This window comes from Bradyrhizobium genosp. P, from assembly GCF_049949265.1.
In the GTDB taxonomy this organism is placed as follows: Bacteria; Pseudomonadota; Alphaproteobacteria; order Rhizobiales; family Xanthobacteraceae; genus Bradyrhizobium.
Genome location: NZ_CP188195.1, coordinates 564689 through 577147 on the forward strand (window position 1 = coordinate 564689; position 12459 = coordinate 577147).

General features: G+C 64.2%; 10 protein-coding genes and 1 pseudogene. 6 read left to right on the forward strand and 5 right to left on the reverse strand.

Annotation, left to right across the window (positions count from 1 at the left end; translation table 11 throughout):
- Positions 1–305: 305 nt before the first annotated feature.
- Positions 306–941, forward strand: coding sequence for a pyridoxamine 5'-phosphate oxidase family protein (locus tag ACP2YO_RS02810; protein ID WP_426438854.1), 636 nt, complete (start codon positions 306–308; stop codon positions 939–941).
- 37 nt (positions 942–978) lie between these two features.
- On the opposite strand, the gene ACP2YO_RS02815 is transcribed toward ACP2YO_RS02810, so the two are convergent.
- The 4 genes from ACP2YO_RS02815 to ACP2YO_RS02830 form a co-directional block, all read right to left on the reverse strand.
- A complete protein-coding gene (locus ACP2YO_RS02815) occupies positions 979–4137 on the reverse strand; it encodes an efflux RND transporter permease subunit (protein ID WP_426438856.1) in 3159 nt (1052 codons plus the stop codon).
- Complete coding sequence (locus ACP2YO_RS02820; protein WP_426438858.1) at positions 4137–5054, reverse strand: efflux RND transporter periplasmic adaptor subunit; 918 nt, start codon at positions 5052–5054, stop codon at positions 4137–4139. The genes ACP2YO_RS02815 and ACP2YO_RS02820 overlap by 1 nt, the downstream gene beginning before the upstream one ends.
- A 263-nt stretch (positions 5055–5317) precedes the next feature.
- Positions 5318–5971: an OmpA family protein gene (locus tag ACP2YO_RS02825; RefSeq protein ID WP_426438860.1), complete on the reverse strand. Its 654-nt coding sequence runs from the start codon at positions 5969–5971 to the stop codon at positions 5318–5320.
- A gap of 143 nt (positions 5972–6114) precedes the next feature.
- The gene (locus tag ACP2YO_RS02830; RefSeq protein ID WP_426438862.1) at positions 6115–7569 is read right to left on the reverse strand and encodes a caspase family protein; all 1455 of its coding nucleotides are present in this window, start codon (positions 7567–7569) and stop codon (positions 6115–6117) included.
- Between ACP2YO_RS02830 and ACP2YO_RS02835 the strand changes: the two genes are divergently transcribed.
- The 3 genes and pseudogenes from ACP2YO_RS02835 (at position 7568) to ACP2YO_RS02845 (ending at position 9664) form a co-directional block, all read left to right on the forward strand.
- Positions 7568–7807, forward strand: a complete 240-nt coding sequence (locus ACP2YO_RS02835) for a hypothetical protein (RefSeq protein WP_426438864.1) — start codon at positions 7568–7570, stop codon at positions 7805–7807. The two genes, ACP2YO_RS02830 and ACP2YO_RS02835, sit on opposite strands and share 2 nt — an antisense overlap.
- A gap of 124 nt (positions 7808–7931) precedes the next feature.
- Positions 7932–8738 (forward strand): N-acyl homoserine lactonase family protein, encoded by an 807-nt coding sequence (locus ACP2YO_RS02840; protein WP_426438866.1) that lies wholly within the window; start codon positions 7932–7934, stop codon positions 8736–8738.
- 87 nt (positions 8739–8825) lie between these two features.
- Positions 8826–9664, forward strand: a pseudogene (locus tag ACP2YO_RS02845) (NAD(P)-dependent oxidoreductase).
- A gap of 49 nt (positions 9665–9713) precedes the next feature.
- On the opposite strand, the gene ACP2YO_RS02850 reads toward ACP2YO_RS02845, so the two are convergent.
- The gene (locus ACP2YO_RS02850) at positions 9714–10274 is read right to left on the reverse strand and encodes a MarR family winged helix-turn-helix transcriptional regulator (RefSeq protein ID WP_426438868.1); all 561 of its coding nucleotides are present in this window, start codon (positions 10272–10274) and stop codon (positions 9714–9716) included.
- A gap of 156 nt (positions 10275–10430) precedes the next feature.
- Here ACP2YO_RS02850 and ACP2YO_RS02855 point away from each other — a divergent pair, with 156 nt between their 5' ends.
- A complete protein-coding gene (locus ACP2YO_RS02855) occupies positions 10431–12059 on the forward strand; it encodes an FAD-dependent oxidoreductase (RefSeq protein WP_426438870.1) in 1629 nt (542 codons plus the stop codon).
- An 11-nt stretch (positions 12060–12070) separates the two neighbouring features.
- A complete protein-coding gene (locus tag ACP2YO_RS02860) occupies positions 12071–12298 on the forward strand; it encodes a DUF2783 domain-containing protein (protein WP_426438872.1) in 228 nt (75 codons plus the stop codon).
- Positions 12299–12459: the final 161 nt, after the last annotated feature.

A 12459-nucleotide genomic window follows, 5' to 3' on the forward strand; every position in this document is an offset into this window, starting at 1 on the left:
ATTGCTCAAAAGACGTGCTTGCGGGAACCAGTCCCGCTGGCTTTGATAGTGGGCGGGTCCTTGGAGTGACACCCAGCCTTGCTGGCCTCACGCCATCCACCTGCAAACCCCTGCGGTCATCCCGTTGACCGCAGGGGTTTTTGCTTTCTGGAGGGCGGGCCAGAGCGAACTTATCCGGTCTCGCGCCGCCACGGCGTGGCAATGTGCGCCGGTTGCTCGCGCGATCCCGTGCTAAGCCTTCTTCCGCCAACCGGGTTTCGCTGCTACGCCCGATGCGACGTTATCTGAAAGGCGGGAGCTTCGTTATGGACAGCCAGGGCGCCGGCGGCAAGCCGCCAGTCAAATCGGCGGAGGATCTGCGCGCGCATTTCGGGCAAGTGAGTCCGCTTGCGGAGAAAAAGGTTCTCAATCACATCGACAAGTTCTGTCGCGACTTCATCGCGCTGTCGCCGTTTCTGGTGATTGCTACCAGTGATGGCAAGGGCCATGCCGACGCCAGCCCGCGCGGCGACATGCCGGGCTTCGTCTGCGTCGTTGACGACAAGACGCTGCTGATCCCGGACCGGCGCGGCAACAACCGGGTCGACACCTTCGGCAACATCCTGGCCTCGCCGGGTATCGGCCTGATCTTCCTGGTGCCCGGTATCAACGAAACGCTGCGGATCAACGGCAGGGCGGAGATCTCGCAGGAGCCGGACCTGCTGACCCCGCTGGCGGTGCAGAACGTCACGCCGGCTATCGGCCTCAAGGTGCATGTCGAGGAAACCTATTTCCATTGCGGCAAGGCGCTGATGCGCTCGAAGCTTTGGAATCCAGCTGCGCAGGTCGAGCGCCACAGTTTCCCCACGCTCGGCCGAATCATTGCGGAGCAGACTGCCGCGATTGAAGTCGAGGCCGCCGAGAAGGCGATGGAAGAGGCCTACCGGACAAGGCTCTACTGACAATGTCTAATCCGCGCCGGCCGGCGAGACGCCGGACTCACTCCGCCGCGGGCGATATCATGGTCGGCGGCGGGCTCGGGGGTCCCTTGGCCGGCGGCGCGGCGTGCTGGTCGCTCGGCGGCAGTTCATCGTCGGCGTGAGAGACCACGAGGCGCTTGCCGAAGCGCCAGATCAGGGCGCCGATATCGTCCATCACCATGAACATCGCCGGCACGAACACCAGCGACAGCACGGTCGAGAAGATCAGGCCGCCAATCACGGCAAGCGCCATCGGCGAGCGGAATTCGCCGCCAGCACCGAAGGCGAGCGCCGACGGCATCATGCCGGCGGCCATCGCGATCGTGGTCATCACGATCGGGCGGGCGCGCTTCATACCGGCGTCGATCATCGCCTCGTGGCGTGGCGTGCCGTCGCGGATCGCCTCCACCGCGAATTCCACGAGCATGATGGCGTTCTTGGTGACGATACCCATCAGCATCAGGATGCCGATCCACACCGGCGTGGTGAGCTGCTTGCCCGTCAGCAGCAGCGCGCCGATCGCGCCGCCGATCGAGAGCGGCAGCGAGAACAGGATGGTGATCGGCTGCAGGAAGGTGCCGAACAACAGCACCAGCACTGCGTAGACCATCATCAGGCCTGCCGTGATCGCGGTGGCAAAGCCGTCGGACAGTTCGGCGAGGCTTTCGGCATCGCCGGACGGGCTGACCTTCACGCCCTTGGGCAGGCTCTTCATGACCGGCAGGTCGTAGATCAGCTTGGTTGCGTCGCCGAGCGCGGCGTTGCCGACGAGATCGGCAGCGACGGTTGCCTGCCGCTCACGGTCGTAGCGGTTGATGCTGGTCGGCCCCTGGTCGAGCTGAATGTCGGCGACGACGGACAACGGAACGCCGCCGCGCTCGCCGTGCTGGCCGAGCGGCACGCGCAGCTGCTCCAGCATCTGCAGGTCGCTGCGCGCATTATCCTCCAGCTGGACGCGGATCGGCACCTGCCGGTCGCCGGCGTCGAATTTGGCCAGCGCCGGGCCGACGTCGCCGATAGTGGCGACACGAATGGTCTGCGAGAGGCTTTCGGTCGAGACGCCAAGTCTCGCGGCGAGTTCGGCGCGCGGACGGATTCGCAGTTCGGGCCGGTCGAGCGAGGTCTCCGAGATCACGTTGGCGATGATCGGGATCCGCTTCATCTGCGTCGCCAGTTCACTGGCGACGTTGTTGACGATGTTGCTGTCGGTCCCGGTGACGACCAGCGAGATCGCGCGCAGGCCGTTCTCATCGAGGAACCAGAACCTGATGTCGGGCACGTTCTCGAGTTCGTTGCCGATCGAAAGCTCGAGCTCGCGCTGGGTGATCTTGCGATCGGTCTTCGGCGTGTAGTTGATGATCAGCGCGGCGCGGCGCACCTCCACCAGGCCCGGCGGCACACGCCCGCCATCGACGAACACGCTGCGCACCTCGGGCCGCTTGCGCAAGCGCGCCACGATCTCCTCGGTGACCTTCTCGGTATAGGCAAGCTGCGAGCCCGGCGGCAGCTCCATCGCGAGCAGCGAGCGCGCGGTGTCCTGCGCCGGCAGGAAGCCCTGCGGCAGCAGCGTGATGCTCCAGATCGACGCGGCGAAGACTCCGAAGCCGACCGCCACGGTGATGTAGTGGTGCTTCACCGACCAGGTGACGAGGCCGTGATAGGCGTTCAGGATGCGGCCGGGCGCCGGATCGTCGTCGGCATGGTGCTTGAGGAAATAGGCAGCCAGCATCGGCGTCACGAACCGCGCGGCGAGCAGCGAGAAGAACACCTGCACCGACACGGTGATGCCGAACTGCTTGAAGAATTGCCCGGCGATGCCGGACATGAAGCTCGCCGGCGCGAAGATCGCGATGATCGTGAGCGAGATCGCGATCACCGCGAGGCCGATCTCGTCGGCGGCTTCGAGCGCCGCGCGATACGGAGTCTTACCCATCCGCATGTGGCGGACGATGTTCTCGATCTCGACGATGGCGTCGTCGACCAGGATACCGGTCGACAGCGTGATGGCGAGGAAGGAGACCAGGTTGAGCGAGAAGCCGAGGATGTCCATCGCCCAGAACGCCGGGAAGATCGACAGCGGCAGCGAGACCGCCGCGATGGCCGTGGCCCTGATGTCGCGCAGGAACAGCAGCACGATGACGACGGCGAGGATTGCGCCCTCGAACAAGGTCGAGATCGCCGCCTCGTAATTGCCCTTGGTAAACTCGACCGAGGTGTCGATCAGCTTGAGGTCGACGTCGGGATAGGCAGCCTTCAGCGTGTCGATGCGCTTCTGCACGGCGGCTGCGACCACCACGTCGCTGGCGCCCTTGGAGCGCTTGATGCCGAGCGCCACCACCGGCTCGCCATTGAAGCGGGCGAAGGTACGGCGATCGGCGATGGTGTCGGTGACGGTGCCGAGATCGTCGAGCCGCACCTCGCCGCCGCCGAACAACGGGATCATGGTGCCGGCAAGCTCGTTCAGCGTCTTGGCGCCGGCCAGCGTCCGGATCGCCTGGTCGTTCTTGCCGATCTCGGCGCGGCCGCCGGCGACGTCGACATTGGTCCCGCGCAGGATCTGGCTGACATTGACCGCGGTGAGCCCCACCGCCTGCAGCTTGTCGGGATCGAGCGACACCAGAATCTCGCGCTCGACACCGCCGATGCGCTCGACTTGCGCAACGCCGCGCACGCCCTGCAGCGCGCGCTTGACCACATCGTCGACGAAATAGGACAGCTGCTCCGGCGTCTTGCCGGGCGAGATCGCGGCGTAGGTGACGATCGGCAGGCCGATCACATCGACGCGCTGTATCAACGGTTCGGTGACGTTCTGCGGCAGGTTGGCGCGCACACGCGTGACCGCGTCCTTGACGTCGTTCAGCGCGCGGTCGGTGTTGGTCTCCAGCGCGAACTGGATCGTGGTGACCGACAGGCCGTCGGTGATTGACGAGGAAATGTGGCGTACGCCCTCGACGCCGGAGACGCCGTCTTCGATGGTCTTGGTGACCTGCGATTCAAGCTCCGAGGGTGCCGCGCCGAACTGCGAGACTGCGACCGAGATCACCGGAATGTCGGCACTCGGCAGCCGCGTCACCGCGAGTTTGGTGAACGAGACCCAGCCCAGCACCAGCAGGATGATCGAGAAGACGATCGAGGGAAGCGGGTTCCGGATCGACCATGCCGAAATATTCAGAGCCATTAGCGTGTCCGCGTGCGATCGAGGTCGTCGGCGACTACGGTCTTGATCTGGTCGCCGTCATGCAGCGAGGTGCCAGCATCGGCCACGACGGTTTCGCCGACGTCGAGGCCTTCAAGGATTTCGGTCAAGGTATCAGAGGTCAGGCCGACGCGAACCTTGCGCGTCTCGACCGTGTTGCCCTTCACCACCTGCAACGTGAGGCGGTCGATCGCGGTGCGCGGCACCGCGACGCCGCAGGAGCGCTTGGCGTCGATGTTGGCGCGCGCGAACATGCCGACCTTCAGCGTCGGATTGTTGTTCAGGGAAATCCGGACATGCCCGAGCTGGGTGGTACGGTCGATCTGCGGCGAAATCTGGCGGACCTTGCCGACCATATCGGGCGCGTCGTCGCGGCTGATCCGCACGTTGGCGCCCGGATTGAGCTTCAAGAGCTGGAAGCCCGGCACTTCGGCGTCGAGCTCGATCTCGTTGTTGATGGAGATCTTGAACATCGGCGGTGACTGCGGCGAGGCCGGCGCGCCGGCCGCGGTGCGTACCTCGGTGACGAGGCCGGCCGCCGGCGCGCGCAATGAGATCGGCCGGTTATTGCCCTGGGCGGCCTGCTGCGGCGGCGCGCTGAGGCGTGCCAGCTCCTGGTTCTCGGTGACGGTGTCGCCTTCGCGGACGAACACGTCCGTGACCTTGGAGCCTTCCTGGTCGACATTCACCTGCGCCTCGCGGCGGGGCACGATGAAGCCGGTGACACGGACCATGTCGGAGAAGCAGGCATTGGTCGACTTGGTCACCAGGACCTGCGCCTGGCCAGGCGTCTCCTTTTCCTCCGGATGGGAGCGATGATCGAACGCGTAATAGGCGGCGCCGAGCCCGACAAAGACGACCGTTCCGAGCGCAGGCTTGAGGTACTGGGAGAAGTTCATCGCCGGATCAATCCAGAACTAGGCGCGTCATCCGCGCTCCTCGAAACGCCATCCCGCTCGCCGCCTTGTTGCCCGAGCATGCAGACATCAGATGTCCATTGTCGGGAATCATGCTCTGACTTCATATGAAGCAGGTCACGATATGAAGCAGGTCACGCAAAGGCTGCTTTGGGGCTCACCCCAAAAACAAATGCGTCCCGCCAGGGTGCGGGACGCATTCTAACCTCAAAAAAACACGGCACGCCACGCCCATCGCTCGGGTATCATTTGGACGCGGTGGCCTTGTTTTCCATGTTCACGACCTGCACGCGGCGGTTTACGTCCGCCATCGGCTGGCTCGGGTCCTTCAGCTTGCTCTTGCCATAGCCGACGGTGACGAGGTCGGCGCCGGCGATGCCGAATTTGTCGACCAAATAGCGCTTGATGGCATCGGCGCGGCGCTCGGAGAGGCCCTGGTTGTATTCCTCGCCGCCGGCGGCGTCGGTGTGGCCGGCGACCACGAAGGTCGAGCCCTTCAGGTTCGGATTGGTCAAGGCACGGCCGAGGGCCTGCACCGAGGGCAGCGATTTCGCGCTGACGTCGGCGGAGTTGTAGTCGAAATTGATCTCGAGATCGATCTTCGGCTTGTCCTGGACGATGGTCGCGATCTCCTCGCGCTCGGCCGATGACAGCGAGCGCGTGGCGCGGCCGCGGACGGTCTGCACGAACTTGGCCTGATCGGGGTTCAGCTCGGGCGAGGTCTGCGGGCCAGCCGACAGGCCGCGGGTCAGCGGCTTCTTCTCGGGCGTCAGCGCCTTGACGATCTGGTCCTCGGTGACGTCGTCGCCGGCGCGGGCGGCGACAATGCCGAACGACAGCGCGGCGCCGACGGCGGTGATGACAAGGATGGCGGTCAGATTTCTGGACGGCTTGAACATATCGGTCCCTCCTGCGCGCGTCCCGCGCGGTTCCAAATGACTACTCAAATCGATTGCCGGCACTCTCTGGATTGGTCTGCGAATTCCGTCTGCGGTTCGAGGAGAGCCGCGGGCAGGCCTCAAATACACGCCTCAAATACATGTCATTGTACACCGTATTCGGCGAACTCCTTCACGATATTCGGGTCCATCGCCCTGGCATTGGCGAGGTCGAGATCGCCTTCCGCGATCGAGCCGTTGCGCTTCTTGGCGAGGCCCCGGCCGTACAGCGAGGAGGTCAAGCGCGGGTTGATCTTCAGTGCGGCGTCGAAATCGGCGATCGCATTCTTGTTCTGCCCGCTCTTCAGATTCATCAGCCCGCGGCTGTCGAGTGCGTCGATGAAATTCGGCCGCAGCCGCAGCGCCTCGTTGCAATCCTTCAGCGCCGCCTGCAGATCGCCGACGACGGTGCGGACCCAGCAGCGGTTGTTATAGGCCTCGACGTCCTTCGGATTCACCCGCAGCGAATTGGTGAAGTCCTTGATCGCGAGGTCGTAGAAGCCCTTGCTCGCATAGACTTGGCCGCGGCGGTACAGGGCCGCTGCATCGTCTGGATTCTTGTCGAGCTTGTCGGTCAGCTCCTTGATCGTCGCGTCGTCGGTAGGCGGGCTGGCCGGCGGGACCGGTGCCGGCTGGATGACAGGCGGCGCCGGAGGCGGTGGCGGCGCCAGCGCGATCTCGGGCGGCTTCGGCGGCGGTGCGGGCGGAGCCGGCGGTGGGGCCGTCCCGGTCTGGATCGGCGGCGCCGGCGGTGTCGTCGCCACTTCGGGTTGCGGTGCCGGCAGGGGGTTCGAAGGCCGCGGCGTGCCATCCGGGATGAAGGAGAAATCCTCGGCCAATGACGACGAAATCCACGGCACCTGTTCCTGGCGCGAGGCGCGGGTGACGCCGACCCGGGTGCGGTTCAGCGTCTCCTCGGCCATCAGGTCGGGGGTGCGGATCTCCTTCAGGAGTTCCCGCACGAACAGGCTGTGGTCGGTGCCATTGTCCGAGATCACCGACGATAGCGCGGCCGAATACATCACCAGCGTACCGTTGGGTGCGATCACCGGGGCAAGGCCCGCGGAGAAGCTGCGGAACCGGCGCTCGAACGGATTGCGTCTGGAGGCGTCGACCAGGGCGATCTTCACCCCGGCGCCGCGGCTGTTGATCTCGCCGAGCACGGTCTCGAGGCTGAAGCCGTCGCGGCGCACGTCCGACTCGGCCCAGATCTGCGCATCGACCGGGATCATGTAGCTCTGGCGGTTCGACTGGATACCGTAGCCCGAGAAGAAGATCAGCGCGACCGAGCCCGGCCTGATCTTGCCATACAGCTTGTCGAAGGCGCGGCGCATGCCGTCGCCGGTCAGGTTCTCGCCGACATCGACGGTGAAGCCGTCGCGCTTGAGCTCATCGGCGACGTCGCGTGCATCGTTGATCGGCTCTTTCAGGGGCGCGTCGGCGTCGGGATATTTGGCGTTGCCGATGACCAGCGCGAAACGGTCCCCGGCGGCGAGGGACGGAGCGGACGACGCGATCGACAACATCAACGAGGCGAGCAACGCAAGGCGAATTTTCATGATCGCGGCAATCCAGATCGCGGCATTCCAAATGAAATGGCGCCGATTCCAGCTTGCGCCGCGGCGACCTTACTCTAGCGAAAATCCATTATCAAACCACGGCCATACCTCGTCAATCGCTTGCGGCACCGGCATCAATTGCGAGCGAGTCTTCCGGAAAGCCTTTCAGGGATTGCGCGTGGTCATGACAGCATCGCCATTCGGGCATGGTGCAAGTTCCCGCCAGCGGTTAATGTGACCCCACTCACAGAGGCTGTGACCGCCCCGTCATGCGCCTGTCACCGTCACGCCTGGTTTGACCTTTGTGCGCGGCGATGGCTTCCTGGCGGGCCAAACAAGACATGCAAACAAGAGCGAAACCGATGGGAAACGCCTACGAGATCTACGCCCTGCGCTACGCGACGATGTCGCCGCGCACACCTCATTTGAACTTCCTGGTGCCCGATCCGCACGACACCACCGCCCAGGACCTCGATTATTTTGTCTGGCTGATCCGCGGCCACGGACGCGATATCCTGGTCGACACCGGCTTCAACGCCGAGGAAGCCAAGGCGCGCGCCCGCAAGCTGACGTTGAACCCGGTCGACGCGCTGGCTAACTTCGGCGTCAGCGCCGATGCGATCCGCGACGTCATCGTCACCCATCTGCACTATGACCATGCCGGCAATCTCGACCGCTTTCCGAACGCCAGATTCCATCTGCAGGAACGCGAGATGAGCTACGCGACCGGCCGCTGCATGTGCAACGGCATGCTGCGTCATCCGTTCTCGATCGAGCACGTCACGCAGATGGTGCGTCACGTCTATGGCGAGCGTGTCACCTTCCACTCCGGCGATGGCGAGATTGCGCCCGGCGTCACGGTGCATCGCGTCGGCGGTCATTCCGACGGTCTGCAGGTGGTGCGGGTCGAGACCGCGCGCGGACCCGTCGTGCTGGCGTCCGATGCCGCGCACTACTATGCGAACCTGCACAAGCGCAGCCCGTTCCCGATCGTCTACAATGTTGGCGACATGGCGAGTGGCTGGGAAACCGTCGAGCGGCTCGCCGGTCATCCGGACCGCTTCATCCCTGGCCATGATCCGATCGTGAGCGAGATCTACCCGCGCGCCAGCGACAAGGTGGATGCGTTTGCCTTGCATCTCACACCGTCGCGGTCGTTCGCGAAATAGTGTGACTCCGGATCACGCCAACAAACGTCAAAAAGAAGAACTGATATGACTGACTATAAGACCCTCGGCTTCATCGGCCTCGGCGTGATGGGCGAGCCGATCTGCCGCAATCTCGTGAAGAAGAGCGGCAAGCGCCTGATCGCTTTCGATCTCGCGCCCGAGCCGTTGCAGCGGCTGCGTGCCGAGGGTGCGGAGATCTCAGGCTCCGTGGCTGATGTCATTACGCAAAGCGATCTGCTGTTCCTTTGCCTGCCGAGCGCAAAACATGTGCGCGCGGTGTTTGAAGGTGACGGCATTTTGAAAAACATCAGGAGCTGCCAGGTCGTCGTCGATCTCGGCACATCGTCGGTGAACCAGACTCGCGACTTCGCAAGGCAATTGCAGGCCAAGGGCGCTGCCTGGGCGGACGCGCCGATCGCGCGCACCCGGCAGGCGGCGCAGGACGGCACGCTCAGCGTGATGGTCGGCGCAGCTCCGGCGCTCTATGCCGCAATCGAGCCCCTGATCCGCTGCTTTGCCACCGACGTCACCAATTGCGGCGACATCGGCGCGGGGCAGGTCACAAAGATCCTCAACAACATGGTGTTGTTCGAGACGGTGAACGCGCTCGCCGAAGCGGTCGCGTTGGCGAAACACAACGGCGTTGATCCGAAGCTACTGCTCGACACCTTGTCGAAGGGCTCCGCCGACAGCTTTGCGCTGCGCAACCACGGCATGAAGGCGATCGTACAGGCGTGTTTCCGGAGCGGGCATTCTCAACCGACTATGCGCTGAAGGACTTGTCCTACGCGCTGGAACTTGCGGCCGATGCCGGCATCAAGATCCGCGGTGCCGAGCTGATCGGCACCATCCTGCAGGAGGCGATCGATAAGGGATCCAAGGACAATTACTTCCCGGTGATCGCGAAACATATTGGCGGGGCGTGACTGCAACTTGATGGCGGATTACGCTGCGCTGATCCGCCCTACATCCTGCCTAATACGCTTCCTTCGCGTCGGCCTCTTCGCTGGTTTGCACCAGTTCAAGGCTCTTCTCGACCTTGCCGAGGAGACGGCCGAGATCGCGGCGCTCCTGGGCGGACAGGCATGAGAGGATCTCCTGCTCCTTGCGCAACAGGCGCGGAATCAGGTCTTCGTAGAGCACCTGGCCCTTCTTTGTGAGCTGCAAGCGGAATTCACGGCGATCGTCCTCGTTTTCGACGCGCTCGACGATCTCGCGCTCCATCAGCGCCGAGACGGCACGGCTGATGGTGGATTTATGCGTGCGGGTGCAATGCGCGATGTATTGCGCGCTGCAGGCGCCATTGCGGAAGCCCAGCGTGGCGAGCACACGCCACTCCGGAATGTCGAGGTCGTGGCGCGCCTGATATTCGCTCGACAGCGCCGAGCTGACCTCGGCCGCGAGCCGGTTCAGGCGAAACGGCACAAAGTGGAAGAGATCGAGCCGTTTCTTTCTCGGTGCGGCATCGTCGCGCAGATCGGTCTCGTCGGCGGGGCGCGGCCGGGGCGGAGGCTGGCTTGTGGATGTCCTGGCCAATAATCGCTCCAATTTGAGTTGACGGCGGGCCCGACTGGGAGTTTAAGATAGTTGCAAGTGAGACTAATTTAGCAAGATCGCGCGCCGGTCGCAAGCTTGTCATACAAGATCAACGTCCAAGACCGGCGGCTAAAGGGGAACATCCAGGGTCGCGCAATGGCACAAGCCAAACCGGCACAGGCCAAAACCCAGTTCGGCTATCGCCGCCATCCCGATCAGGACCGGGCGGGCGCCAATTTGGCGGAACATCCGGTCGTCGTGGTGGGCGCTGGTCCGGTTGGGCTTTCGCTGGCGATTGATCTGGCGCAGCGCGGCCAGCGCGTCGTGCTGCTCGACGATGCCGATCGGATCGGCGAAGGCTCGCGCGCGATCTGTTTCTCGAAGCGCTCGCTGGAGTTCTGGGATCGCCTCGGCGTCGGCGACCGCATGGTCGACAAAGGCGTGGTATGGAGCGTCGGCAAGATTTTTCATGGCGACTCGCAGCTCTATCAGTTCAATCTGCTGCCCGAGGAGGGCCACAAGCGGCCTGCCTTCATCAATCTGCAGCAGTTTTATGCGGAGGCCTATCTGGTCGATCGCGTCGGGCAGCTGCCCGAGATCGACCTGCGCTGGCGCAACAAGGTGATCTCGCTTGAGAGCCGCAACGATGGCATCGCGCTGACGATTGCGACGCCCGACGGCACGTACCAGGTGCATGCCTCCTTCGTGATCGCCTGCGACGGCGCCCGTTCGTCGCTGCGGCAGATGGTCGGCGCGGACTTCGCCGGTCAGGTGTTCGAGGACCAGTTCCTGATCGCCGACGTCAAGATGACCGCGGCGTTCCCGACCGAGCGCTGGTTCTGGTTCGATCCGCCATTCCATGCCGGGCGCTCGGCGCTGCTGCACAAGCAGCCGGACGACATCTGGCGGATCGATCTGCAGCTCAATCCGGATGCCGATCCAGCGGTGGAGAAGCTGCCGGAGAATGTGCGGCCGCGGATCGCGCGCATGCTCGGGCATGACAAGTTCGAGTTCGAGTGGATCTCGCTCTACAAGTTCCAATGCCGGCGGATGGCCAAATTCACCCATGGACGGGTGATCTTCGCCGGCGATTCCGCTCATCAGGTGTCCCCGTTCGGCGCGCGCGGCGCCAATTCCGGGCTCGAGGATGCCGAGAATCTGGCTTGGAAGCTCGACCGCGTCCTGCGCGGGCTCTCACCGGAGGGATTGCTGGAGAGCTATCATGTCGAGCGCAGCGCGGCTGCGGACGAGAACATTCGCGAGTCGACGCGCTCGACCGACTTCATGGCACCGGTGACGCGTCAGGAGGCGCGGCTGCGCCAGGCTGTGCTGTCGCTCGCTGAGGATACCGAGTTCGGCAAGCGCATGGTCAATGGCGGCCGGCTCTCAGTGCCTTCGATCTATGACTCGGCGCTCTCGACGGAAGATCGTGATATTTGGCGCGGCGGCCCGCGGCCCGGTGCCTCGATGCTGGATGCGCCGATGGCCGACCGTAACGGCGGTTCCATTTATCTGACCGAGGCCTTCATCAAGCAGGGAACGCGCTTCACGCTGCTGGAGTTTAGCAATCGCGCGGCGACGGATCTGCCCGAAGGCGTCGGGGCGATCCGCATTGGCGGCGAGGCTGGCCTGGTCGATGCACAAGGCCTTGCTGCCAAGCGTTACGACGCCGAGCCTGATACGGCCTATCTGCTGCGGCCGGACGGTTACGTCGCCGCGCGCTTCCGCAAGGCCTCGAGGCCCGTGCTCGATGCGGCGCTGGCGCGCGCATCCGGCCTGAACTGAGAGTTTCGCCCATGGCGCTGTCGACCAGCTCGAATTTTGCAAAGCCCGATGATGCCTTCCGCACCGTCGTCGAGGCGCATCGCGGCCTGACCGAGGCGCAAAGCGCCGATCTCGACGCGGCGTTGGTTCTGGTGCTCGCCAATCATATCGGCGATATCGATGTGCTCAGGGAAGCGATCGTGCTGGCGAGACGGCGGATGCTGGATGAGAGCCAGCAGCAACAGCAGCAACAACAATAGTGCGGGCCAAGATGACACTGTATCGAATCGAGCCGCGGCTTCACCTCGCCCCGCCTGCGGGGAGAGGTCGGAACGCATCGTCAGATGCGTTCCGGGTGAGGGGGAGTTTCCGCGGGCGCGTCGATCGCCGTGTATGCGGAGATGGCCCCTCACCCCAACCC

Coding starts and splice junctions, on each gene's coding strand:
- ACP2YO_RS02810 (WP_426438854.1), top strand. CDS start 306: ATGGACAGCCAGGGCGCCGGCGGCAAGCCGCCAGTCAAATCGGCGGAG.
- ACP2YO_RS02815 (WP_426438856.1), bottom strand. CDS start 4,137: ATGGCTCTGAATATTTCGGCATGGTCGATCCGGAACCCGCTTCCCTCG.
- ACP2YO_RS02820 (WP_426438858.1), bottom strand. CDS start 5,054: ATGAACTTCTCCCAGTACCTCAAGCCTGCGCTCGGAACGGTCGTCTTT.
- ACP2YO_RS02825 (WP_426438860.1), bottom strand. CDS start 5,971: ATGTTCAAGCCGTCCAGAAATCTGACCGCCATCCTTGTCATCACCGCC.
- ACP2YO_RS02835 (WP_426438864.1), top strand. CDS start 7,568: ATGATCGCGGCAATCCAGATCGCGGCATTCCAAATGAAATGGCGCCGA.
- ACP2YO_RS02830 (WP_426438862.1), bottom strand. CDS start 7,569: ATGAAAATTCGCCTTGCGTTGCTCGCCTCGTTGATGTTGTCGATCGCG.
- ACP2YO_RS02840 (WP_426438866.1), top strand. CDS start 7,932: ATGGGAAACGCCTACGAGATCTACGCCCTGCGCTACGCGACGATGTCG.
- ACP2YO_RS02855 (WP_426438870.1), top strand. CDS start 10,431: ATGGCACAAGCCAAACCGGCACAGGCCAAAACCCAGTTCGGCTATCGC.
- ACP2YO_RS02860 (WP_426438872.1), top strand. CDS start 12,071: ATGGCGCTGTCGACCAGCTCGAATTTTGCAAAGCCCGATGATGCCTTC.